This is a genomic window from Nostoc sp. FACHB-892 (assembly GCF_014698795.1).
GTDB lineage: Bacteria > Cyanobacteriota > Cyanobacteriia > Cyanobacteriales > Nostocaceae > Nostoc.
Window position 1 is genome coordinate 104,873 of sequence record NZ_JACJTR010000018.1, and the last position, 19,237, is coordinate 124,109.

Below are 19,237 nucleotides of genomic sequence, written 5' to 3' on the forward strand. Positions count from 1 at the left end.
ACAAAAGTAGATGTAACAGGTAGCATTTTACATTTATGGTTCTTAGGAGAAATATTGACAAATCTTTTAGAACTATACGTCAAGCTGGGAGGATTAGTCCTGGTAGGTTTCATTCTGGGACGCAAACTACCTGTGACAGTTCCTACACGTTTAGGACAGTTTCTGTTTTGGGTGGGAGTACCCATAAGCATAGTATCCTTTTTGCGTCAATCCAGCTTGTCAGGGCAAATTTGGATTGCACCTGCGCTTGCTTATCTAGCCATTTTACTAGGAGCATTTTTAGCTTGGTTAGGAATTAAAGGACAAGCCTATTTTAGAAATACTGTCCTCCAAGCACCAACTCAGGCTAGCTTGATCCTAGCCGCAATGCTTGGTAATACAGGTTATCTCGGCTTTCCGATTACCTTAGCAATGGTAGGCAAGGAATACTTCGCTTGGGCGCTATTTTACGATTTGTTAGGTTCATTCCCAGGTACTTATGCCTTGGGTGTGTTACTAGCAGCTAGTTTTGGTGGCAGTGTCCAGAATCATTGGCAGATTATTAGGGCCATCTTAATTAATCCTGCCCTATGGAGTTTCGGATTTGGCTTGCTGTTTCGACAAGTGGCAATTCCAACAGTCGCAGAATTCTGGCTAGAAAAATTTGCTTGGAGTGGTGTAGCTTTATCTCTGGTATTAATTGGAATGCGACTGGCGCTAATCAAATCTTGGAGTAGCCTACCACAAGTAGGGATGAGCTTGGGAATCAAAATGTTGTTAGTTCCCTTGATATTGGGCAGCATTTTACCACTGTTTGGATTAACTGGTTCCACAGCAAAGGTAATTGTCTTACAAATGGCTATGCCTCCTGCTTTCGGTACACTAATAATTGCTGAAACATTCAATCTCGATCACGATCTGGCAGTTACTGCCTTAGCTGCTGGGACTATAGTATTACTAGTTACTCTCCCAGTTTGGTTGTGGCTGTTTTAGGGTGATGCCTTCCCCATCTCTGGAAGTTGATAGAGCGAGTTGGTGATTTGTATCACTGGAATTTCAATCCAAAATTCTGTACCTAACCCCGGCTGAGAATCACATTTAAATACACCACCGTGTTTATCTACAACAATCTGATAACTTATTGATAACCCCAAACCAGTGCCTTTTCCTACTGGTTTAGTAGTAAAAAATGGGTCACAGATTCTTGCCCTTAAGGCTTCGGGTATTCCTGGGCCATTATCTGTAATGCGAATTACTACGCTCTTAACATTGCCTTCAAGCTCTCCGAAAGCAGTGCTGATAGTAATTTGATTGCCATGAGGTTTTAATTGAGATTCCCTATAATCTTCTAGGGCATCGATCGCATTGCTTAAAACATTCATAAATACCTGATTTAGTGGCCCGGCATAACACTCTACTAAGGGCAGGTCACTGTATTCTTTGACTAATTTAATCGCCGGACTCTCTGGTTTTGCTTTCAAGCGATGCTGCAAAATCAGCAAGGTACTATCAATACCCTCATGAATATCAACTGGCTTCATTTCTGCATGGTCAAGACGGGAGAAATTCCGTAAACCCAAGACAATTTGCCGGATGCGATCAATTCCAACTTTCATGGAAGATAGAGTTTTGGGCAAATCCTCCATGATAAATTCTAAGTCTATTTCTTCAGAGCGATCGCGAATTTCAGAGTTGGGGTTAGGGCAGTCTTGCACATAGAGGTCTAGTATACTGAGTAAATCTTCGGCATAATCATTGACATGATTGATATTGCCATAAATGAAGTTCACTGGGTTATTAATTTCGTGAGCAACACCAGCTACCAGTTGACCCAGTGAGGACATTTTCTCAGTTTGGATCAGTTGGGTTTGAGTTTGTTGTAAATCATGCAAAGTTGTAGCCAGCTTTTGGGTCTGCTCTTTGGTTTGATTATGTAACTGGGCTTGTTGGAGTGCAACCCCAAGCTGATTGGCAATTTGAGTGATGAACTTCATCTCTGAGGCTTCCCAATGGCGGGGTGCAGAGTTCTGATAAGCTGCTAGTAAGCCCCATAGCTGTTGTCCGATAAATATAGGTGCGATCGCATAAGCTTTTGCCTGTAATTTCTCCAGAGCCGCAATGTGACACTCCGAATGACCAGACTTATAGATATCATCAACTATATAGCTTTCATTGTGGCGATATCGTCCACCTTGGGTTTCTTGTAAATAGCTATCTTCCCAAACTGTTTTGAAATCAGAAGTTACAAGTTTTACCCACTCATCACCCACAAACTCGGCGATATATTCACCACTCCAATCTGGATTAAAGCGATAGACAGCCACACGATCCGCTTGCAGTGATTTGCAAATTTCTTGAGTGGTTGTTTGAAAAATCATATCTAAGTTCAAAGATTCTCGGATTTTTGCAACAACTTCAAATAATACGCGTTGTTGTTCTGCCGCTTGTTGCAAATCAGCAGCCTGATGTTTAGTTTGTTCAAGTAAATCAGCTTGTTCGAGCGCTACAGAAAGCTGTGCAGCAACTTGGATAACGAACTGGATTTCTGAGGATTGCCATTTACGCGGTTGGTCGCACTGGTGAATGCACAACAAACCCCACAATTCATTACTTTTAGCTAGTGGCAAGACTAAATTGGCTTTAACTTGAAGTTGATCCAGCATTTGAACATAACAAACATTTAGTCCAGAGTTGTGGATATCAGCGATCGCGTGGATGCGTCCCTGACGATAGAGGGCATCATACTTCTTCTTAAAACAGTTGTCTTGAATTTTTAATGTTAAAGCAGAAGTAAACTCTGGCAAAAGATCCTCTGAAACAATTTCACCTTCATCGAGTTCGGAATTCGGGTCAAAGCGGTATACTACCACTCTGTCAGCATTCAAAGACCGACGGACTTCACACACAGTTGCGGCAAAAACTGTCTTTAAATCAAGAGATTCTCGAATTTTGGCAACAACTTCAAATAATACGCGTTGTTGTTCTGCCCCTTGTCGCAAACTTAACGTCTGCTGTTTTGTTCGCGTGAGTAATTCTGCTTGCTGGAGTGCTACTCCCATTTGGGCAGCAATCTGACTAAGAAAGTTAACTTCAGAAGCTTTCCATTGACGAGGGCCAGTGTGTTGATAAGTTGCCAGTAAACCCCAAAGTTTTTGCCCAACAAAGATCGGAGCCAGCACAAAAGCGTGAATTTGAAACTGTTCTAGATTGTCGATATGACATTGAGCAAACCCCATCTTGTAGATGTCATCCACAGCAAATGTTTCATTGTTGCGGTAGCGTCCTCCCTCTGTCTCTTGTAAATAGGTGTCATTCCAAACTGTATTAATACCTAGTTCAGACTCATTCGACCAGTATGGACTAGCAGCCTCGAAATCGCCGACAAATTGACCACCCCAATTAGAATCGAAACGATAAACAGAAACGCGATCGGCTTTAATTAATTGACAAACCTCTTTAGTAGTTGTTTGAAAAATAATATTTGTGTCAAGAGATTCTCGAATCTCGGCAATAACTTTGAACACAGCCTGTTGTTGTTCACTTGTCCGTTGCAACTCAACTATGCGTCTTTTAACTTGTTTTTCTAAACTTTCATTAAAGGTTTGCACCTGTTGGTATAGTTCATACTGCTGAATTGCTGAAGCAAAGTGTTTACCAATGTCCGTAGCTAGTTCAATTTCTTCGCTCGTCCATTTTTGAGCTTGTGCTTTTTTAGATTCGCGCCAAACCTCAAACGATAAACGGGGGTAAAGTTGCCTTTGATCGCTGTCATACTGCCCCGCCCAGAGAGTTTCTGTATCTATTTCATTGCGGAAAATGCTTAAATAGCCCAGCAACTGCTGACGATACTGAAGTGGGATCATCAACATACTGCGAATTTTAGTTGGTTGAAAAGCAACTTGCAAACTTCGCAAGCTAGAAGTTTGATATATATCTGAAATCGCCCAAGTATCGTATTTACCAGATTTGTAGTGTTCCTGCCAGACACTATACTGCTCTATCAATGGATATATGGTTTGTTCTGGCATTGCAGGTTGCTGCCCACAGATATAAAGCCTGGCACAATTATTTCCTGGTATTAAACATTCTGTTAAGCTGCTGATGTTGCCATTGTGAGAATCAAAAGCTGCATTTCTAATGCAAAGCCGACCACCAACACCATTAAAGGCGGCAACAGCTGCTTCTAGGGCTGGTTGTAATACAATTGTGGGTAGTGAATGTAGTAGGGTAGCAATGCGGTTAATGATAGCTTCCCGTTCGGCTGTTTTGCGGACTTGAGTGAGCAGGGTACTTTGAGCGATCGCTACTGACAGCTGATCGACTACCATCTGTACTGCTTCTAGTTCATATTCTGAAATCAAACGCGCTTGGGAATTATGAGACACCAGCAGCCCCCAGAGCTGATCTTGATCAATAATGGGCGCTACTACGGAAGATTTAACCCCCATTGCGCTCAAGTATTCAATATGACATGGATCTACAGGGCGGTAACGGATTTCCTCTGATATAGTTTCTCCATTTTCCAAGTCATGGAGGTGACTTTGACCAATCTCTTGAGTATCAACGTTAACAACAGAACGCACTCGTGATTTCATAAATAGTTCACGGGCGGTGGCTGGAATATCATCAGCAGGAAAATTTAGCCCTAGTAGCGATGGCAAACGATTTTCGTAAATTGACTCAGCAATCACTTGACCACTATTATCGGGATGAAATTTGTAAATCATCACTCGGTCAGTGTTTAATAGCGATCGCACCTCTGCCGTTGTCACCGTGATAATTTCTTCCAACTCTAAGCTTCGTCGGATACGGTTTGTAATCCGGCGTAGTAAACTTTCTTCATGGCGGCATAAGGACAAATCTTGTTCAGGGTTAGAAATCATTGCTTATAAGAAAATACAATTAATAATTTGCAAAGTGACATAATTAAATCTAAAGCCATTTTCAGATTTAATTAATCAAACTGTCTTCAGTAAAACTACGGGCAAATCACTAATACAAATATTTATTTACCTTTGACAAAAATTAATCAAAATATTACAAAAACAGACGCTAAAAAATTTGCGTCTGTACTAGCTACAAGAGAAGATTCTTGCTTTTTAGTTTTGGCTTCTTGTCGAACATTGCTGTAGCAACAAAATTAAACTCTTATATTGTCAGTGAAGCGGATTTTCAGATAGTCATCTTCCATCTTTGCCCCTCCTGGTTGTAGCGCTGCTAAGGCTTGCGGCAAAACTAAGTTACGACGGTGGTTGCCAATAGTAATGTTTAATTCGTCAGCATTCTTACTCAGTTGAACTTGGTTTTTCGGAATTCCAGGTAAATAAATCTCCAAGCTGTATTGGTTTTGTTCTTGTACGACTCTCATAGTCGTTTCTTTGTAATAAACCTGAGTTGGATCTTCATCTTTATAGAGGGTTTCCTTCAGGCGTTCTAATGCAGCTAATCCACACATTTCCTCAGAAAAAAGTGGAACTTCTTTTACAGGTAAAGGATGGAAATTATCATGAATTTCTTGGCGATATTGCTCTTGGCTTTCCTTCCAACGTTGAAAAAATGGGTCTTGGACAACGCTAGGAATAATTCGATTAGCCACTACTAAATCTGTTGCAACATTATACAAACTCAGATAAGCATGGGCGCGAAGAGATTCTTTAATTACCATCTTTTCGGGATTAGTCACTAGACGTACTGAGGTTTGGGTATTGTCTGTCAATACTTTTTCTAGAGCTTCAATTTGTTCATAAAACTCATAAGGTGCATCCATCACCTCTTTATCTGGTAGCGAAAAACCAGCAATTGGTCTGAAAAAAGGTTCAACTAGAGGCCGAAGCGCTACCGAGATGTTTTGAAATGGTTTGTAAAAACGGCGCATATACCAGCCACCAACTTCTGGTAAACTTAGCAAACGCAGTGCTGTGCCCGTGGGGGCTGAGTCAATAATTAAAACATCAAACTCACCTTCATCGTAATGGCGTTTCATCCTTACCAAGCCAAAAATCTCATCCATGCCTGGTAAAATTGCCAATTCTTCTGCCTGTACGCCCTCTAAACCTCTTGCCTGTAAAACTTGGGTAATGTAACGTTTTACAGCACCCCAGTTTCCCTCTAGTTCTTGCAGCGCATCCAGTTCTGCACCCCACAGATTTGGGCGAATTTTTTGGGGTGCATGTCCCAGTTCCATATCAAAACTGTCTGCCAAAGAATGAGCCGGATCTGTACTTAAAACCAATGTCTGATAGCCTAGTTCTGCACAACGGAGTCCAGTTGCAGCAGCAACGGAAGTTTTGCCCACGCCGCCTTTACCCGTCATCAAAATTACACGCATAAATGCTTCTGTCCTGCCTGAGGATTTTATTACATTTATTTACATTATCGACTGTTTAAGAAAATAAATGCTGTTTCACTACGTCTAGGCGTGAACAGTTTGAGTTATTTATTAGTAATTGCGGTGTTTTCCGACTAAGGGCGTGAGTTCAACGGGTCAGATGGTATTGGTTTAATTAGCCGAAGAAAAAACCTCTCCCTGTTTTACTACGCAAAACCTGTCCCTCTCCGAGTCGGAGAAGGACAGGCAGACTTTAACTTTAGTTCAAGACGGGGATAGATTTGTCAAACTCACTTGCGTTGCATCAGCAGTGGGTAGTTTATATCATGTCCGCTTGATTGCTTATTAAACCCGAAGAACCCCACCCCGCCAAAGCGTAGCTTTGTCTCCCCTCTTCGCAAGCGGGGAGGGGTGTAATGACTGTGGTTAGCATAACTAATTATGCGGACATGATATTACTTCTTATTCCAGAGACTAATAAATTCTTTATAAATAGCTGGGGTGATCTGACTTTGTAAGTGAGTTAGTGCATCACGATGATTTTGATTGTTGTCATCATAATAAGTGAACAAATTCGTTAGCTTGACAATTTCAGGGTTTTGATCATTTGTCCCCCTCCATTTGTTAGTAACTTTGTGTAAAACGTCCTTGGGTAGATTTTGTTGTAAGTTATTTAAGGCTGCGATGTAAGAAGGATTTTGAGGATTCTTTTTGAATTGAAACCATAAATCGATCAGCCTGAGTTGCGTCTGTGGCTGCGGTTGAGGCTTATTTGTTAGAGTAGGTTGCTGGAGAATTTGACGCTGTTCAATAGTGGCAATGCCATTTTCAGTTAAACCCTGAGATTTCTGAAATTTTTTGACTGCTGTATAAGTGGCTGGCCCATAAAATGGCTTGTTTGGAGGAATTTCGGCATTGGTTGCGAAACCGTGAAACTTTAATCTATTCTGAAGTCCTATGACTGTATCTTCCATTACAGTTCGAGTTTCGGCATCAGCGTTACCATTAATCACAAGTTTTTGTGAGTACTGCTTCTGAAACTTTTTAATCGCTTCTTCAGTAGGAGCATCTGTTAAAGAGTTGTTATTCCGCTTCCAGGGAGCAAATTTAGTCAGATCCGGCTTAGGATCTATCTCAGGAGCTAAATATCCCAGCCCAATCAATATATGACGGATAACTTCAGGGCTACTGACGGCCATACTTTTTGGTTCCTTTGCTACTAAACTACCATTTAATGTATCTTGTTGTACAAAAGTTATGTAAGTAGGAATAAAGAAATCTAACATATCTTGTTTACAAGGCGTTCCAAAACTTAAGCGATGTGTGACACTAAGGTAAAACTCTTTGAGACGTTCGGTGTAAGTGATTACAGACTGGTAAAAAGAAACGTGGTTTTTAGTCTTGGTGGGCGATCGCTTCAGGTTGTTTCCAAATAGCGCTCGCATATATTACAGCAGATTTCAAGTTATATCATGTTTGCTTGATTACTTATCTTTTAAGTAACTGACGTGCAAATGCGATCGCCTCTGTTGGTGTTGAGACTTTCCCCTCAGCTTGTGCTACGGCAATTTCTGTCAGCAGTTGACCGATGATTGCCGAAGCTGGAATATCCAATGCTATGATCAAATCCTTGCCGCTTACTAGTGGAGTTGGATGAGCGACTAGATCATCAGGGTTTAGATAACGGTTGATCAAAGGTGCTAAGACTTGGCAATTCCTTAGTTTGGTTTCTAGAGTTGTAGCGACTGTTGTGTGTAGTGGCTTCTCAACAGACATCGCCTCTACCAAATTATTGAGTGCTACAGCTAGCACTGCCGTAGCGGGAAACACAATATCTGCGTCATGGAACAACAAATATTGTTCTCGCAAGGACATATCAACTACTTGAAGTTGCGGTAATAGTTTTAGAACAGTGGTTACACCCCGAATTTCGGCACGACTATAAGTTAGTTCCTGTAGCTCTATTTCTGCTAATTGCGGATCGGGGTTGACAAGACAAGCAAGTTTGGCAATACCTAACCAAGTGGTTTTAATACTATCGCGGACATATTCTTGCAGTTGTGCGCCTAATTGTTGCCAATTTTGGCTGAGTAAAGCAACTGCTTCGTCAACTGCTGCTAGTTTGAGCAAGCTTTCACGGGTGGCGTTTTTGAAAAAAGGAGCAAGTAAACCATCTTCCCAAGCAGTTGTGATCCAAGGAGTCCCCTGAGAATTTGCCAGCAAATAACCAATTTCTACCCTAACTCGTTCGGCTGCAACTTTGCTGATATGCGATGCCAAAGAACGAATTGCCGTTTGGGTAGCTGGCTCAATAGTAAAATCTAGTTGGGCGGCTTGGCGATAACCTCGCATTAACCGTAAAGGGTCATCTTCTAGGTTTGCAGGTGATACCATTCGCAAAATGCCCTGTTGTAAATCTTCGTAGCCTTGCAGAGGATCGATGATTTCTTGGGTATGGGGATTATAAGCGATCGCATTTACTGTAAAATCCCGTCTGTGCAAATCAATTTCTAAGCTATTTCCTTCCTGTTGGGCAAAGTCAGCCGTGGCGTGGGGAAAAACCACACGCGCAATTTGTCGTTCGGCATCAAGTAACACAAAACCAGCTTTGTAATGACGAGCGATCGCTCTCGCTACCTTTACCGCCTTAAATGGTATAACAAAATCTAGATCCAGATATTCGCGAGTTCTGCCGAGGATGGCATCCCGTACAGCGCCACCTACCATGTAAGCGGGTTGTGGCAGGAATTCCAAGCTAAAAGGCCAATTTTCGGGAGCTAGGGTAGAAAGAACTGATTGATGCATTGTAATAAAAATCAACCCAGCAACTCATGAATAAAAGTTGGGCTTAAGTTAGATTAACAATAAAGGCCCCTGGAGTTGGTTCTATTATGTGTATTTGCGTGAATTGCCACTATGTAGACCGATGTGTTACCTATCATGCTGTAGAAGGGCAGCACCAACAGCCTCACTTGACTGAAACACCGAACTTTGATCCGAATGAACCTTCTATTAATGTCAACATTCGGACTAAAGATGATGTAATTGAAATGGAATGGGACGTTGTTGGTTGTCTGAGCTTCAAACGCGAAACGGGTAAATGGTCGAAGTTGCGTCCTGGTGAATTAGTGCCGACTTGACAGAAAATGATTGGTGTATCTTACAGCTATTTTCAGGTAAATAGACCAGACGGTAGGGGCACAGCAATGCTGTGCCCTTACGTCAGATGTGGTTCAAATACATGAAAACTACTGTAATGAGATTTTATTTATCAGCGATCGCAAATTTATGGTACAGGGAAGAGATGGCAAGAAAGCGATCGCACAGAGAAAGTGAACAACAAGCGAATATTTGCGATCGCTTACGGCGGGCGCTTGCGCCATCGCCTTCTGAGTTTGTTGAAACAGCAAAACCTTTGACCTGAGACTTCTGTCCACACCAAAACAAAAGAATTATAGTCTATTCAATTAAGAACAGCTATGTTATATGCTTGAATAGTTCACGTTAACTCTATAAAAATAGATATTTTAAATAACTTTGACAACGGAACTAAAAAGCTTTGCATTAAATAAGTACGCTTTGGCGCTACATACCACCACACCAGAATTAGGTTTGGGAATTAGTAATTTTGCAGGTGATACTCGCTCCCAAGTTTGGAATTTGGGACGTGATTTATCTAGCCTAATACATCAATATTTAATTGAGTTTATCAAACCGCAAATTTGGGCAGATTTATCATTTATCGCAGTTGCAAAAGGCCCTGGCGGCTTTACGGGAACTCGGATTGGCGTTGTCACTGCTCGGACTTTAGGACAACAGTTAGATATTCCTGTATTTGCGATTTCAACTTTGGCTGCGGTAGCTTGGTCAGAAGCAGGTAAAAGTCAAAATCCAAAAACTCTTGCTGTGGAAATGCCAGCACAACGAGGTCAAATTTTTGCTGCCATTTATCAGTTTGAGCCAGATACTTCTAAATTAACAGCGTGTTTACCAGATAGAGTGTTCGCGCCAGAAGCATGGCAGGAAACTTTAGCTAATTGGAATACTAATTATCAGTTGATTCAAGCCCAATCTGGGTTAGCAGCAACAGTGACGAGTATTTTAGAATTAGCTAATCTCGATTGGCAAGAGGGCAAGTCTCCTAATTGGTCAGAGGCTTTGCCATATTATGGGCAGCATCCAGTGGAGGGTGTATGAGGGACTTCCAAAAAAATAATCAATTGCTTTGGGGAGCAGGGGGAGAAGAAATCGGACAGTCGTATTGGATGCAGGAATTGAGTAATTTAATTTTTGGAAGTTCCTATTAAACCCGAAGAACCACACCCCGCCAAAGCTATACTTTGTCTCCCTGCCCCTAATCTGACTTTTCACGGCATCTGGAAAACCTCACTTCTATTTCTCTCTTCCTTTAAGGCTACGGCGTACATACATCTTCTTGTTGGGCGCAAAATGTGTATTGATCCCCCTAAATCCCCCTTAAGAAGGGGGACTTTGAAAGCTTTTTGCCCCCTTTTTTAAGGGGGGTTGGGGGGATCAAAAGCCTGTGGCCCAACTCTAGAAGACTTGTGTGTACACCATAGGCTTTTCGAGAGGGGATTAAGGGGGCGACGATAAAAAGCGCTTAAAGTTATTCTTTTTAACTTCTAAGTTGTACAGGCATAGCTAAATAGGTCATTTTCAAACCACCCAATGGTGTAAAAATCACTGGAGTTAAGCTTTGATTTAAATGCATTTGAATTTCAGAAGATGGTAACTCTTTCAAGCCTTCCATCAAATATTTAATATTAAAAGCAATTTCAATGTTTTCCCCAGAAATCTGTGCTGACATTGACTCTCTACCACTGCCCACATCTTGAGCTTCACAAGATAAGGTAATTTCTTGGGCGTCGCTATCAATACTAACCTTAACAATATTATTTTTCTGATCAGCTAAAACAGCAATCCGTTCTAGAGTGCTGACGAATTGTCGCCGTTCAATTGTCACTTGTCGCTCAAATTGACGCGGAATTAGTTGTCGATATGCAGGATATTGCCCTTCTAATGTGCGACTAGTCAAACGTTGATTTTGCCATGCAAACACAACTTGACCTTGATCGAAATATAAAGCTACAGGTTCATCTGATGAGGCGCTATGAGCTAGCATTCGTTGGAGTTCACGTAATGCTCTAGCTGGTACTGTCACTTCTAGTTGACTAGTTCCACCCAAAGGACGCTCGTTGCTAGTTTCTACCACTGCGAGGCGATGTCCGTCGGTAGCTGCAAATTCTAAGGTATCTTGTTTAACTGTTAGATGTACTCCCGTAAGTACTTGCTTGGTTTCATCACCACTTGTCGCAAACAATGAACCGCGTAATCCTTCAATTAATGCAGCAGTAGTGAGATGGATTACTTCGGTATTTTCAATTACAGGTAGTTCGGGAAATTCTTCAGGCCCCATTGCTCGGACTTGGTAATGTCCACTCTTGGGGGTAAGTGTGACTATTAAACCTTCTGCACCGGGTGTTACACCTGTGAGGGCTGATTCATCGTCTAAAGTAATTTCGCCTTCTGGAAGACGAGAGGTGATGTCTACAAGTAACTTAGCAGGAAGTGCGATCGCACCACTTTGCCATACCTCTGCGTTAAAGCTGGTGCGAATTCCCAAACTGAGATCGAAGGCTGTTAAGCTTACTTGGTTAGTTTCAGCATCCGCTTGCAGCAGCACATTGGCAAGTACTGGATGAGTCGGCCGTGAAGGAACTGCACGACTAACGAGTGAGAGGTTTGTACTGAGGTCGCTTTGGGAGCAAACTAATTTCATAAGTCAGATTCAGCTGGTGAAGGATATCGTAACATTCTTATTGTTTATAGGCGATCGCTATTTATTTAATTAGCGTGTAGGCGTAGGCATAGCTAACGAAGTTGCTTAAGGGTAGAAAACTCTTTTAAACGGTTGGTTACGATAGCGCCGATAAATATTAAAATCTTTATCCAGTGTGGCAATTGCAGCGACATTCAGGCGTTCAGAAATTACCACAAGGGATAAATCCGAAAAATCTCCTGGTAAATCAGCGTACTGGGCATTCAGTTCAGCAATCCGAGCAAAATCTTGAGACGTAAGCGATTCACACTCGTAGATGCGATTTGCTAGGTGGGACAGAAACTCGTTTTGCACCTGCTAGTCAGAGGCTAATAGCCACATCACTTTCAGTGACACAACCTTCACTCGTTACCAATCGACTGGTACATCCAGCAAAAAACTCAACCACCCGATCATGATGTGAGCCTGCTGAGTCGTAAAAAGCAACCAACAAACCTGTATCTACTAAAATCGTAGGATAATAGGTCATGATTCCTGTTGGCGGCTCTGTTGTATCCGTGATGCAATCACCGCTCTCCGAACATCTCGGTCTGATAAATTACCTACTGAGAGCAAATGCTGGGGAATTCCACCCATGCGCTCTAGAATGCTTTGCTCAGATGGCTGGCTTTGCTCACCATGAGATGTGGAATTTTTCTGATCCTGTCTATCTTTTATGAATAGCAAGAAGTCTAGCACTTCTTCCACTAAAGAATCTGAAACCTGCTCAATTTCCTGAATAAGTTGCTCTCTGGCTGTCATAAATTATCTGTCTCAATACCAACACGACTTTATTTATCACGTTAACAAGCTTTGAGAGGCAATTTTATCTTAGACAACAGGCAAAAGCGATGTCTACGACGAGCTATGCCTACGCTTCTACGGTTCAAGCTGTAAAAGTTTAAACCTTTGCAACAAATACTCTTTTATGTATAAGAAAGGCTTAAGTATTTCTTGCAAATGTATAAGTCGTTGCAACAAATGCTTAATGCTTTGCAACAAATACTCTTTTATATATAAGAAAGGCTTAAGTATTTCTTGCAAATGTATAAGTCATTGCAGCAATTGTTTAATGCTTTGCAACAAATGCTCTTTCATGTATAAGAAAGGCTTAAATCATTGCAGCATTTGTTGTAATGAACTTATGAATCTATTGACTACCTGAAACTAAAGTTAGTCTAAGTGAAATTGACTAAAGCTTTAGAAGTATCAGGGCAACTGATTTGCTATATTTTCCCATGACAATCAAAAATATTTTGGTATAAAACAGTACTATCAAACTAATGGCAGAGATGCATTATGGCACGTCGCAAAAGAAATTCCACCGTTTTAGAACGAGCCGATCGCCGCATTGAAAGTTTACAATCTATCAGCGTAGAACTTGACTTTGGCGGAGGACTGACTATCCAAGCTTATAATAAGACAATTAACGATCTCCGGTCTAAGCTTGCTGCCTACAACACTGCGTTATCTACCATTGACAAACTCACAGATGATGTGAACAACGCAGAACAGGTTGTAATCGCAATGTCAGAAAAAATGTTACTAGGAGTTGGCAGCCGTTACGGTAAAACCAGCCAGGAATACGAGATGGCGGGTGGTGCTAGACGAGGTAATACTAAAAAGAAGCGAAGCGTAGTAAGCAATTCTAAAGTCACCAATCCTTTAACAGGCGATTCTGTTCAGCCTTCTTCGGTAAATGGATCTATGAATGGGGTGTCGGGTGCGATGTCAGCTAGCTAAAATCCAATAGGTTTAGGTCTGTATTGGACTCAACTGAGAAGCCATATATTATATATATTAGATCGCGCGGTAGGGGCACAGCAATGCTGTGCCCTTGCTGACTTTGCAGCCGCGAATCCTCTTTGCCTAATGTAATATCTGTAGCTCAAAAAACAGTACAATCTATCAGAGACACTGTTAAAACCACTGAGATGCTTCATAATGGCAACCACATCTAATGTTGAGGTGACTATTTCCCTGTCTGAACTGGGTTTAGACGAAGAAGAGTTGCAAACAGAAGCACAAAATTTGCTCCCACAGATTAAAGATGTGGATGGGGTAGAAGATGCAAGTTTAGTGCCAGTCACAGAAGCCCCCCAAGATTCAAAGTCTTTCGGGGGTTTTTAGTTGGGGGCATTAAAAGCTGTAGTCAATCCAGCCCTTATCAAACCTTTGTTTGGGTTTCTGGGTAGAGTATTGGGCAACAAATCAATAAAGGTGGGAATCAAAGCACCTGACGGCAGAGAACTTAACTTAGAAGCCAGTAGTCGAGAGGATTTGGAATTTGCTCAGAAGCTAGCAGAGGATTTTTTGAATAAGACAAAAGATACAAAATAGTAACAATGACTAAGTTTGCACTGCTGATAGGGGTTAGTGAGTATGATTATCAGGATAAAGATTTAAAACTACTACCAGCTGCTGTCAAAGATGTTGATGCTATGAGGCGAGTGTTGGTGAACCCAGAAATGGGTGACTTTCCTGAGTCAAATATTACTGTGCTGAAAAATCCTCAACCACAAGCTGTGAGAGAAGCTATCTTTAACCTTTTCTTCAATCGCCAAAAGCATGATTTGCTGCTGTTTTATTTTTCTGGTCATGGGATTAAAGATGAAAAAGGGCAACTATACCTATCAACTCGTGAAACTAAAAAACAAAATAGCAAGCTCGTAACGCCCTCCGCAGTACCAGCTAGTGTTCTGCATGAAAATATTAACGATAGCCGTTCTCTACAACAAGTTATCATCCTAGACTGTTGCTTTAGTGGCGCAATTACCCAAGGGATGACAGTCAAAAGTGATGGCACTGTAAATGTGCAAGAGCAACTAGGCGGTAAAGGCAGGGCAATTCTTACCTCTTCCACTTCAGCCCAATATTCCTTTGAGCAAGAAGGCTCAGAACTCTCTATTTACACCCGCTATTTAGTTGAAGGTATTGAAACAGGTGCAGCCGATAAAGATACTGATGGCTGGATTTCCATTGATGAACTGCATGAATATGCCAGTACGAAGGTGCAAGAAGCTGCGCCTGCAATGACTCCCAAGTTCTACCCAGTTGAGGAAGGTCATAAGATTTTGTTGGCAAAGTCGCCAAAGGATGACCCCAAGCTGAAGTATCGCAAAGAAGTGGAAACCCGCGCCAAGAAGTTTGGTAACGGTAAGTTTTCTATATTTGCTTTGCAAATGCTGGAATCTAAGCGGATTGATTGGGGACTATCTGAGGATGAAGCAAAAGCAATTCGAGAAGAAGTTTTGCAACCATATCGGGAGTATGAGCGTAAACAGGTTCAGTATGAAGAAGCGCTAACTCGTGCAGTCAATGAGGAATATCCTTTTAACGAGGAGGAACTCGAAGAATATCAACAATATCTAGGACTAAGGGATGAGGATATTACCTCGATAAAACAACGAGTGCTTGCGCCAAAACAAGCAGAATATGAGCGCCAGCAAGAACTAGAAAGAATACGCCAACGGGAAAGAACCGAATATCAAAGGCAGCAAGCGGAATTAAAAAAACAAGGAGACAGAGAATCATCTAAAACTATTTCTGTGCCAAAATCCCTCCCAGATATTCAAACTCAGCCCTTTGAGTTTGAAACCGCTACTATAAATATAAAATCAGGATTGTTTGGCTTGGGGAAAACCTGTGAAGTGAGTCGCAGTCGCAAACGAGCCGAATTTTTCTCAGAAAATTTGGGTGATGGTGTAGTTCTAGAAATGGTCAAAATTCCTGGTGGACAATTCTTGATGGGTTCCCCAGAAAGTGAGCCAGAACGAACCGATTGGGAAAGTCCACAGCGCACTGTTACCGTTCAACCCTTTTTCATGGGTAAATTTCCGATTACACAAAGCCAATGGGTCATTGTAGCTAGACTGAAAAAGGTAAATATTGATTTAAAAACCTATCCCTCGCGCTTCAAAAGCCCAAGTCGACCTGTTGAACAGGTGTCTTGGGATGATGCAGTTGAGTTTTGTGCCAGATTGTCTAACAAGACTAGGAAAATTTATCGCTTACCTAGTGAGGCAGAGTGGGAATATGCCTGTCGTGCGGGAACAACTACCCCATTTTATTTTGGTGAGACGATTACGACAGACTTAGCCAATTATGATGGTAAATCTATTTATGCTGCTGGGCCAAAGGGTGAATATCGTGGGCAAACAACAGATGTCGGAAAGTTTCCACCAAATCCCTTTGGTTTATTTGATATGCATGGTAATATATTCGAATGGTGTCAGGATTCTTGGCACGAAAATTATAATGGAGCGCCAAAAGACGGCGGTGCTTGGATGAGTGATAATGATCAACGGCTGCTGCATGGTGGTTGTTGGGACTTGGCTCCGAGGCACTGCCGCTCGGCCGATCGTAGCGGGTACGCGCGTGACATTAGGGACGGCGACGTGGGTTTTCGGGTTGTAGTTGCGGCTCCCCTCAGGACTTAGTATCCCTTTACACTCTTGCCCTGTTGCCCTCTTTGCTTTTTTCTTTTCCCTTCTTCATTTCTCTCGCGCTCTGCGCGCTCAATGCTCAGAGTCAGTCCATATTACTGCATCGTTGCATAATTGGATTTTAGACTTGTCCAGCCGTCAATACTTGGACTGCGGTCACATCCAGCATTGGAACAGTCGCTGACTTAATAATGTCTGTTCCCTGAAATACAGTTTCTTCATACAGTCCATCTACCAGAGTCAGCAGGGTAATTCTAGCTCTCTGAGCATCAACAATCCAGTATTCAGGGATACCTCGTGCAGCATACTCAGAACGTTTATAGCGGTAGTCTCTATCCTCATTTACCTTTCCAGGAGAGACGACCTCAACCACTAATGTTGGAGAAGGCATATCTGGAGTGATTGTCGCTCGTCCGCCTGCGATCGCTTCTAGTAACTCTTGTGTCAATATCATTAAATCAGGTAGCCGTACACGAGTGCGGTTGCCTATGACCACAAGTTCTGTATCTTTATGGCGAATGAGTTGGATCGGGACAAACTTGAGAAACTGTGACAGTAGATAGAGAGAAATTAAGTTATTCCTATCGCTTTCCGGTGGCATTTCAACTAACTCTCCATCCACAAGTTCATAGCGAACATCTGTGCCATCATCATAGACAAGATACTCGTCTAGAGTGAGTTTTTTGATTGCTGTGGCCATAGACTTTTTACTTAATCATCACTCTAAACTTAGATTTTACCTTATTGCTCGGTTAAGCTTAAAAAATAGCTCCAATCTAGATTGGGTTGAAGAACGTAGACCCAACATTTTCATATCAGTCCTCAATTTCATGCCAATTTCATTTTGAGATGAAAGACTGGGTATAAGGTGCAGAAAAATCCCCCAAAGCAAAGCTAGCTTTGTTTACCAAAAATTACGATCGCAGTTTTTCTTTGCACCCATACTTCAGATTTTCTCATAACGATGCCCAACTCTCTGCGTTTCCAACCAATTCTAAACATGCGTTGTGTTTCTGGTACACTTGTCAGCTTACTATTATTGGCAAGCCCAGTAGCAGTTTTAGCCCACGCCGGACACGGAGATGAATTTCACCAAGAAAGTGAAGCCACCCCAGCAACTAGCTCTATTCAAGTTGACAATCAAACTGCCCAACGTCTGGGAATTAAAGTTGAGCCAGTTAAAAGTCAGCGTTTAGCTGTGGGTATAAAAACCACAGGACAAATTGAAACTTTACCTAGTAAACAAGTAGAAGTAACCACACCAATTGCAGGCGCAAAGGTAGTTGAGTTATTAGTAGAACCTGGTGCATTAGTTAAACAAGGTCAACCCGTCGCTATACTATCTAGTCCTGATTTGGTAGAACTGCGGGTTAACTCTCAAGAAAAACTGGCTCAAGGTCAGGCTGATTTACAACAAGCCTTAGCTGATTTAAAATTAGCGCAACAAAACCGCGATCGCTATCAACAAATTACCACAGCAGAGATTGCCCAAGCCCAAAGTCAAGTGGCATTTGCCCAAGAGAAGTATGATAAAGATCAACAATTAGTTGCCCAAGGTGCTTTACCACGGCGTAATGCTCTCGAATCTCAAACTCAACTGGCACAAGCTAAAGCTGAACTTACCAAAGCCAATAGCCGCCGAGAGTTTATTGAAGCTGAAAATCAACTTAAACGCGCTCAGGCATCTGTTGACGTAGCAAAATCCCGGATTACTCTCAGTAACAGCACTTATGAAACTCGACTGCAACAACTAGGAATTCGTGGCAATGTCAAAGGACTGGTGACAGTAACATCTCCCATTTCTGGGAAGGTTGCAGATAGAGAAGTTACCCTTGGTCAAACCTTTGAGGATGCAGGTGGTAAACTGATGACGATTGTCAATGACAATCAGGTTTTTGCCACAGCGAATATATATGAAAAAGATTTAGACAAAGTTAAAGCAGGACAACAAGTTAGGGTTAAAGTTGCCTCTGTCCCGAATCGCATTTTCACGGGACGAATTGCGGTAATTAATTCTGTAGTAACAGGTGAGGCGCAGGTTGTACCTGTAAAAGCCGAAATCAATAACCCTGGTGGTGTACTCAAGCCTGGAATGTTTGCAGAGTTGGAAGTTTTGACAAACCAAACCTCCTCAGCTATCTTGGCGATTCCCAGCGCGGCTGTGGTAGAAGCTAATAATAAAAAAGTTGTCTACATCCAAAATGGCAATGCTTATCAACCAGTTGAAGTTACATTAGGCCAAACCTCTGGAGATATGGTTGAGGTAAAAACTGGTTTATTCGAGGGTGATTTGATAGTTACCCAACGAGCGCCGCAACTTTACGCTCAATCTCTGCGCGGTGATACCAAGAAAAAAGTAGACGAAAACACAGAAACTTCTGTACAAACAACAGAGACTACGCCTAGCTTGCCAGTACCCTGGTGGATTGCAGCCGGGGGAGCAGCAGCACTAGCTACTATAGCTTTTATGGCGGGTACTTTCTGGGCTGGCCGTCATGGCAAATATCAATATCAATTAGCCACAGAAAGCTACCTTACAAAAGAACCTCTAAACAGTGCCGCGCCAGAATTTAATGATAACCAATGCGCTGCGCGCACGCTACGCGAACGGGTAACAAGTAAAGATTCAGAGATTGAAAAATAACC

The 19,237-nt window shown here is 42.1% G+C and carries 18 protein-coding genes; 9 read left to right on the plus strand and 9 right to left on the minus strand.

The window, feature by feature from the left end:
- Positions 1-54: 54 nt before the first annotated feature.
- Positions 55-972: an AEC family transporter gene (locus H6G96_RS22480; protein WP_190913624.1), complete on the plus strand. Its 918-nt coding sequence runs from the start codon at positions 55-57 to the stop codon at positions 970-972.
- Here the strand turns inward: H6G96_RS22480 and H6G96_RS22485 are convergent.
- The 4 genes from H6G96_RS22485 to H6G96_RS22500 form a co-directional block, all read right to left on the minus strand.
- On the minus strand, positions 969-4,862 hold the full coding sequence (locus H6G96_RS22485; protein WP_190913527.1) for a GAF domain-containing protein: 3,894 nt from the start codon (positions 4,860-4,862) through the stop codon (positions 969-971). The two genes, H6G96_RS22480 and H6G96_RS22485, sit on opposite strands and share 4 nt — an antisense overlap.
- Before the next feature lie 257 nt (positions 4,863-5,119).
- A complete protein-coding gene (locus H6G96_RS22490) occupies positions 5,120-6,307 on the minus strand; it encodes a TRC40/GET3/ArsA family transport-energizing ATPase (protein ID WP_190913529.1) in 1,188 nt (395 codons plus the stop codon).
- A 455-nt stretch (positions 6,308-6,762) separates the two neighbouring features.
- Positions 6,763-7,752, minus strand: coding sequence for a peptidoglycan-binding domain-containing protein (locus H6G96_RS22495; RefSeq protein ID WP_190913531.1), 990 nt, complete (start codon positions 7,750-7,752; stop codon positions 6,763-6,765).
- A gap of 43 nt (positions 7,753-7,795) precedes the next feature.
- Positions 7,796-9,112, minus strand: coding sequence for a CCA tRNA nucleotidyltransferase (locus H6G96_RS22500; protein WP_190913533.1), 1,317 nt, complete (start codon positions 9,110-9,112; stop codon positions 7,796-7,798).
- 86 nt (positions 9,113-9,198) lie between these two features.
- On the opposite strand from H6G96_RS22500, the gene H6G96_RS22505 reads away from it, so the two are divergent.
- The 3 genes from H6G96_RS22505 to tsaB all read left to right on the plus strand — a co-directional run bounded on the left by H6G96_RS22505 (position 9,199) and on the right by tsaB (position 10,504).
- Positions 9,199-9,447, plus strand: a complete 249-nt coding sequence (locus H6G96_RS22505) for a Ycf34 family protein (RefSeq protein ID WP_100899275.1) — start codon at positions 9,199-9,201, stop codon at positions 9,445-9,447.
- Between the two features lie 101 nt (positions 9,448-9,548).
- On the plus strand, positions 9,549-9,731 hold the full coding sequence (locus H6G96_RS22510) for a hypothetical protein (protein WP_206757673.1): 183 nt from the start codon (positions 9,549-9,551) through the stop codon (positions 9,729-9,731).
- A gap of 113 nt (positions 9,732-9,844) precedes the next feature.
- Positions 9,845-10,504, plus strand: coding sequence for a tRNA (adenosine(37)-N6)-threonylcarbamoyltransferase complex dimerization subunit type 1 TsaB (gene tsaB / locus H6G96_RS22515; RefSeq protein WP_190913537.1), 660 nt, complete (start codon positions 9,845-9,847; stop codon positions 10,502-10,504).
- A 439-nt stretch (positions 10,505-10,943) separates the two neighbouring features.
- On the opposite strand, the gene dnaN is transcribed toward tsaB, so the two are convergent.
- The 4 genes from dnaN to H6G96_RS22530 form a co-directional block, all read right to left on the minus strand.
- Positions 10,944-12,107 (minus strand): DNA polymerase III subunit beta, encoded by a 1,164-nt coding sequence (gene dnaN / locus H6G96_RS22520; RefSeq protein WP_190913539.1) that lies wholly within the window; start codon positions 12,105-12,107, stop codon positions 10,944-10,946.
- Between the two features lie 105 nt (positions 12,108-12,212).
- The gene (locus tag H6G96_RS42885; RefSeq protein ID WP_347242267.1) at positions 12,213-12,461 is read right to left on the minus strand and encodes a hypothetical protein; all 249 of its coding nucleotides are present in this window, start codon (positions 12,459-12,461) and stop codon (positions 12,213-12,215) included.
- A gap of 7 nt (positions 12,462-12,468) precedes the next feature.
- Entirely contained in the window at positions 12,469-12,636 is a 168-nt protein-coding gene (locus tag H6G96_RS42890) for a hypothetical protein (RefSeq protein WP_347242268.1), read from the minus strand.
- Positions 12,633-12,908, minus strand: coding sequence for a hypothetical protein (locus tag H6G96_RS22530; RefSeq protein ID WP_190913541.1), 276 nt, complete (start codon positions 12,906-12,908; stop codon positions 12,633-12,635). The genes H6G96_RS42890 and H6G96_RS22530 overlap by 4 nt, the downstream gene beginning before the upstream one ends.
- A 537-nt stretch (positions 12,909-13,445) precedes the next feature.
- Here H6G96_RS22530 and H6G96_RS22535 point away from each other — a divergent pair.
- The 4 genes from H6G96_RS22535 to H6G96_RS22545 all read left to right on the plus strand — a co-directional run bounded on the left by H6G96_RS22535 (position 13,446) and on the right by H6G96_RS22545 (position 16,585).
- Positions 13,446-13,889 (plus strand): hypothetical protein, encoded by a 444-nt coding sequence (locus H6G96_RS22535; RefSeq protein ID WP_190913543.1) that lies wholly within the window; start codon positions 13,446-13,448, stop codon positions 13,887-13,889.
- 201 nt (positions 13,890-14,090) lie between these two features.
- A complete protein-coding gene (locus H6G96_RS41525) occupies positions 14,091-14,276 on the plus strand; it encodes a hypothetical protein (protein WP_242063366.1) in 186 nt (61 codons plus the stop codon).
- On the plus strand, positions 14,277-14,486 hold the full coding sequence (locus H6G96_RS41530; RefSeq protein WP_242063367.1) for a hypothetical protein: 210 nt from the start codon (positions 14,277-14,279) through the stop codon (positions 14,484-14,486).
- 5 nt (positions 14,487-14,491) lie between these two features.
- Complete coding sequence (locus H6G96_RS22545) at positions 14,492-16,585, plus strand: SUMF1/EgtB/PvdO family nonheme iron enzyme (RefSeq protein ID WP_190913553.1); 2,094 nt, start codon at positions 14,492-14,494, stop codon at positions 16,583-16,585.
- Between the two features lie 127 nt (positions 16,586-16,712).
- Here H6G96_RS22545 and H6G96_RS22550 read toward each other — a convergent pair whose 3' ends face one another.
- The gene (locus H6G96_RS22550; RefSeq protein ID WP_190913555.1) at positions 16,713-17,291 is read right to left on the minus strand and encodes a Uma2 family endonuclease; all 579 of its coding nucleotides are present in this window, start codon (positions 17,289-17,291) and stop codon (positions 16,713-16,715) included.
- Between the two features lie 264 nt (positions 17,292-17,555).
- Here H6G96_RS22550 and H6G96_RS22555 point away from each other — a divergent pair, with 264 nt between their 5' ends.
- Complete coding sequence (locus H6G96_RS22555; protein WP_190913557.1) at positions 17,556-19,235, plus strand: efflux RND transporter periplasmic adaptor subunit; 1,680 nt, start codon at positions 17,556-17,558, stop codon at positions 19,233-19,235.
- Positions 19,236-19,237 lie beyond the last annotated feature (2 nt).

What these genes read in the sequence shown, in the direction of transcription:
- H6G96_RS22485 (WP_190913527.1), bottom strand. Translation starts at nt 4,862, where the DNA reads ATGATTTCTAACCCTGAACAAGATTTGTCCTTATGCCGCCATGAAGAA.
- H6G96_RS22490 (WP_190913529.1), bottom strand. Translation starts at nt 6,307, where the DNA reads ATGCGTGTAATTTTGATGACGGGTAAAGGCGGCGTGGGCAAAACTTCC.
- H6G96_RS22495 (WP_190913531.1), bottom strand. Translation starts at nt 7,752, where the DNA reads ATGCGAGCGCTATTTGGAAACAACCTGAAGCGATCGCCCACCAAGACT.
- H6G96_RS22500 (WP_190913533.1), bottom strand. Translation starts at nt 9,112, where the DNA reads ATGCATCAATCAGTTCTTTCTACCCTAGCTCCCGAAAATTGGCCTTTT.
- H6G96_RS22505 (WP_100899275.1), top strand. Translation starts at nt 9,199, where the DNA reads ATGTGTATTTGCGTGAATTGCCACTATGTAGACCGATGTGTTACCTAT.
- H6G96_RS22510 (WP_206757673.1), top strand. Translation starts at nt 9,549, where the DNA reads ATGAAAACTACTGTAATGAGATTTTATTTATCAGCGATCGCAAATTTA.
- dnaN (WP_190913539.1), bottom strand. Translation starts at nt 12,107, where the DNA reads ATGAAATTAGTTTGCTCCCAAAGCGACCTCAGTACAAACCTCTCACTC.
- H6G96_RS42890 (WP_347242268.1), bottom strand. Translation starts at nt 12,636, where the DNA reads ATGACCTATTATCCTACGATTTTAGTAGATACAGGTTTGTTGGTTGCT.
- H6G96_RS22530 (WP_190913541.1), bottom strand. Translation starts at nt 12,908, where the DNA reads ATGACAGCCAGAGAGCAACTTATTCAGGAAATTGAGCAGGTTTCAGAT.
- H6G96_RS22535 (WP_190913543.1), top strand. Translation starts at nt 13,446, where the DNA reads ATGGCACGTCGCAAAAGAAATTCCACCGTTTTAGAACGAGCCGATCGC.
- H6G96_RS41525 (WP_242063366.1), top strand. Translation starts at nt 14,091, where the DNA reads ATGGCAACCACATCTAATGTTGAGGTGACTATTTCCCTGTCTGAACTG.
- H6G96_RS22545 (WP_190913553.1), top strand. Translation starts at nt 14,492, where the DNA reads ATGACTAAGTTTGCACTGCTGATAGGGGTTAGTGAGTATGATTATCAG.
- H6G96_RS22550 (WP_190913555.1), bottom strand. Translation starts at nt 17,291, where the DNA reads ATGGCCACAGCAATCAAAAAACTCACTCTAGACGAGTATCTTGTCTAT.
- H6G96_RS22555 (WP_190913557.1), top strand. Translation starts at nt 17,556, where the DNA reads ATGCCCAACTCTCTGCGTTTCCAACCAATTCTAAACATGCGTTGTGTT.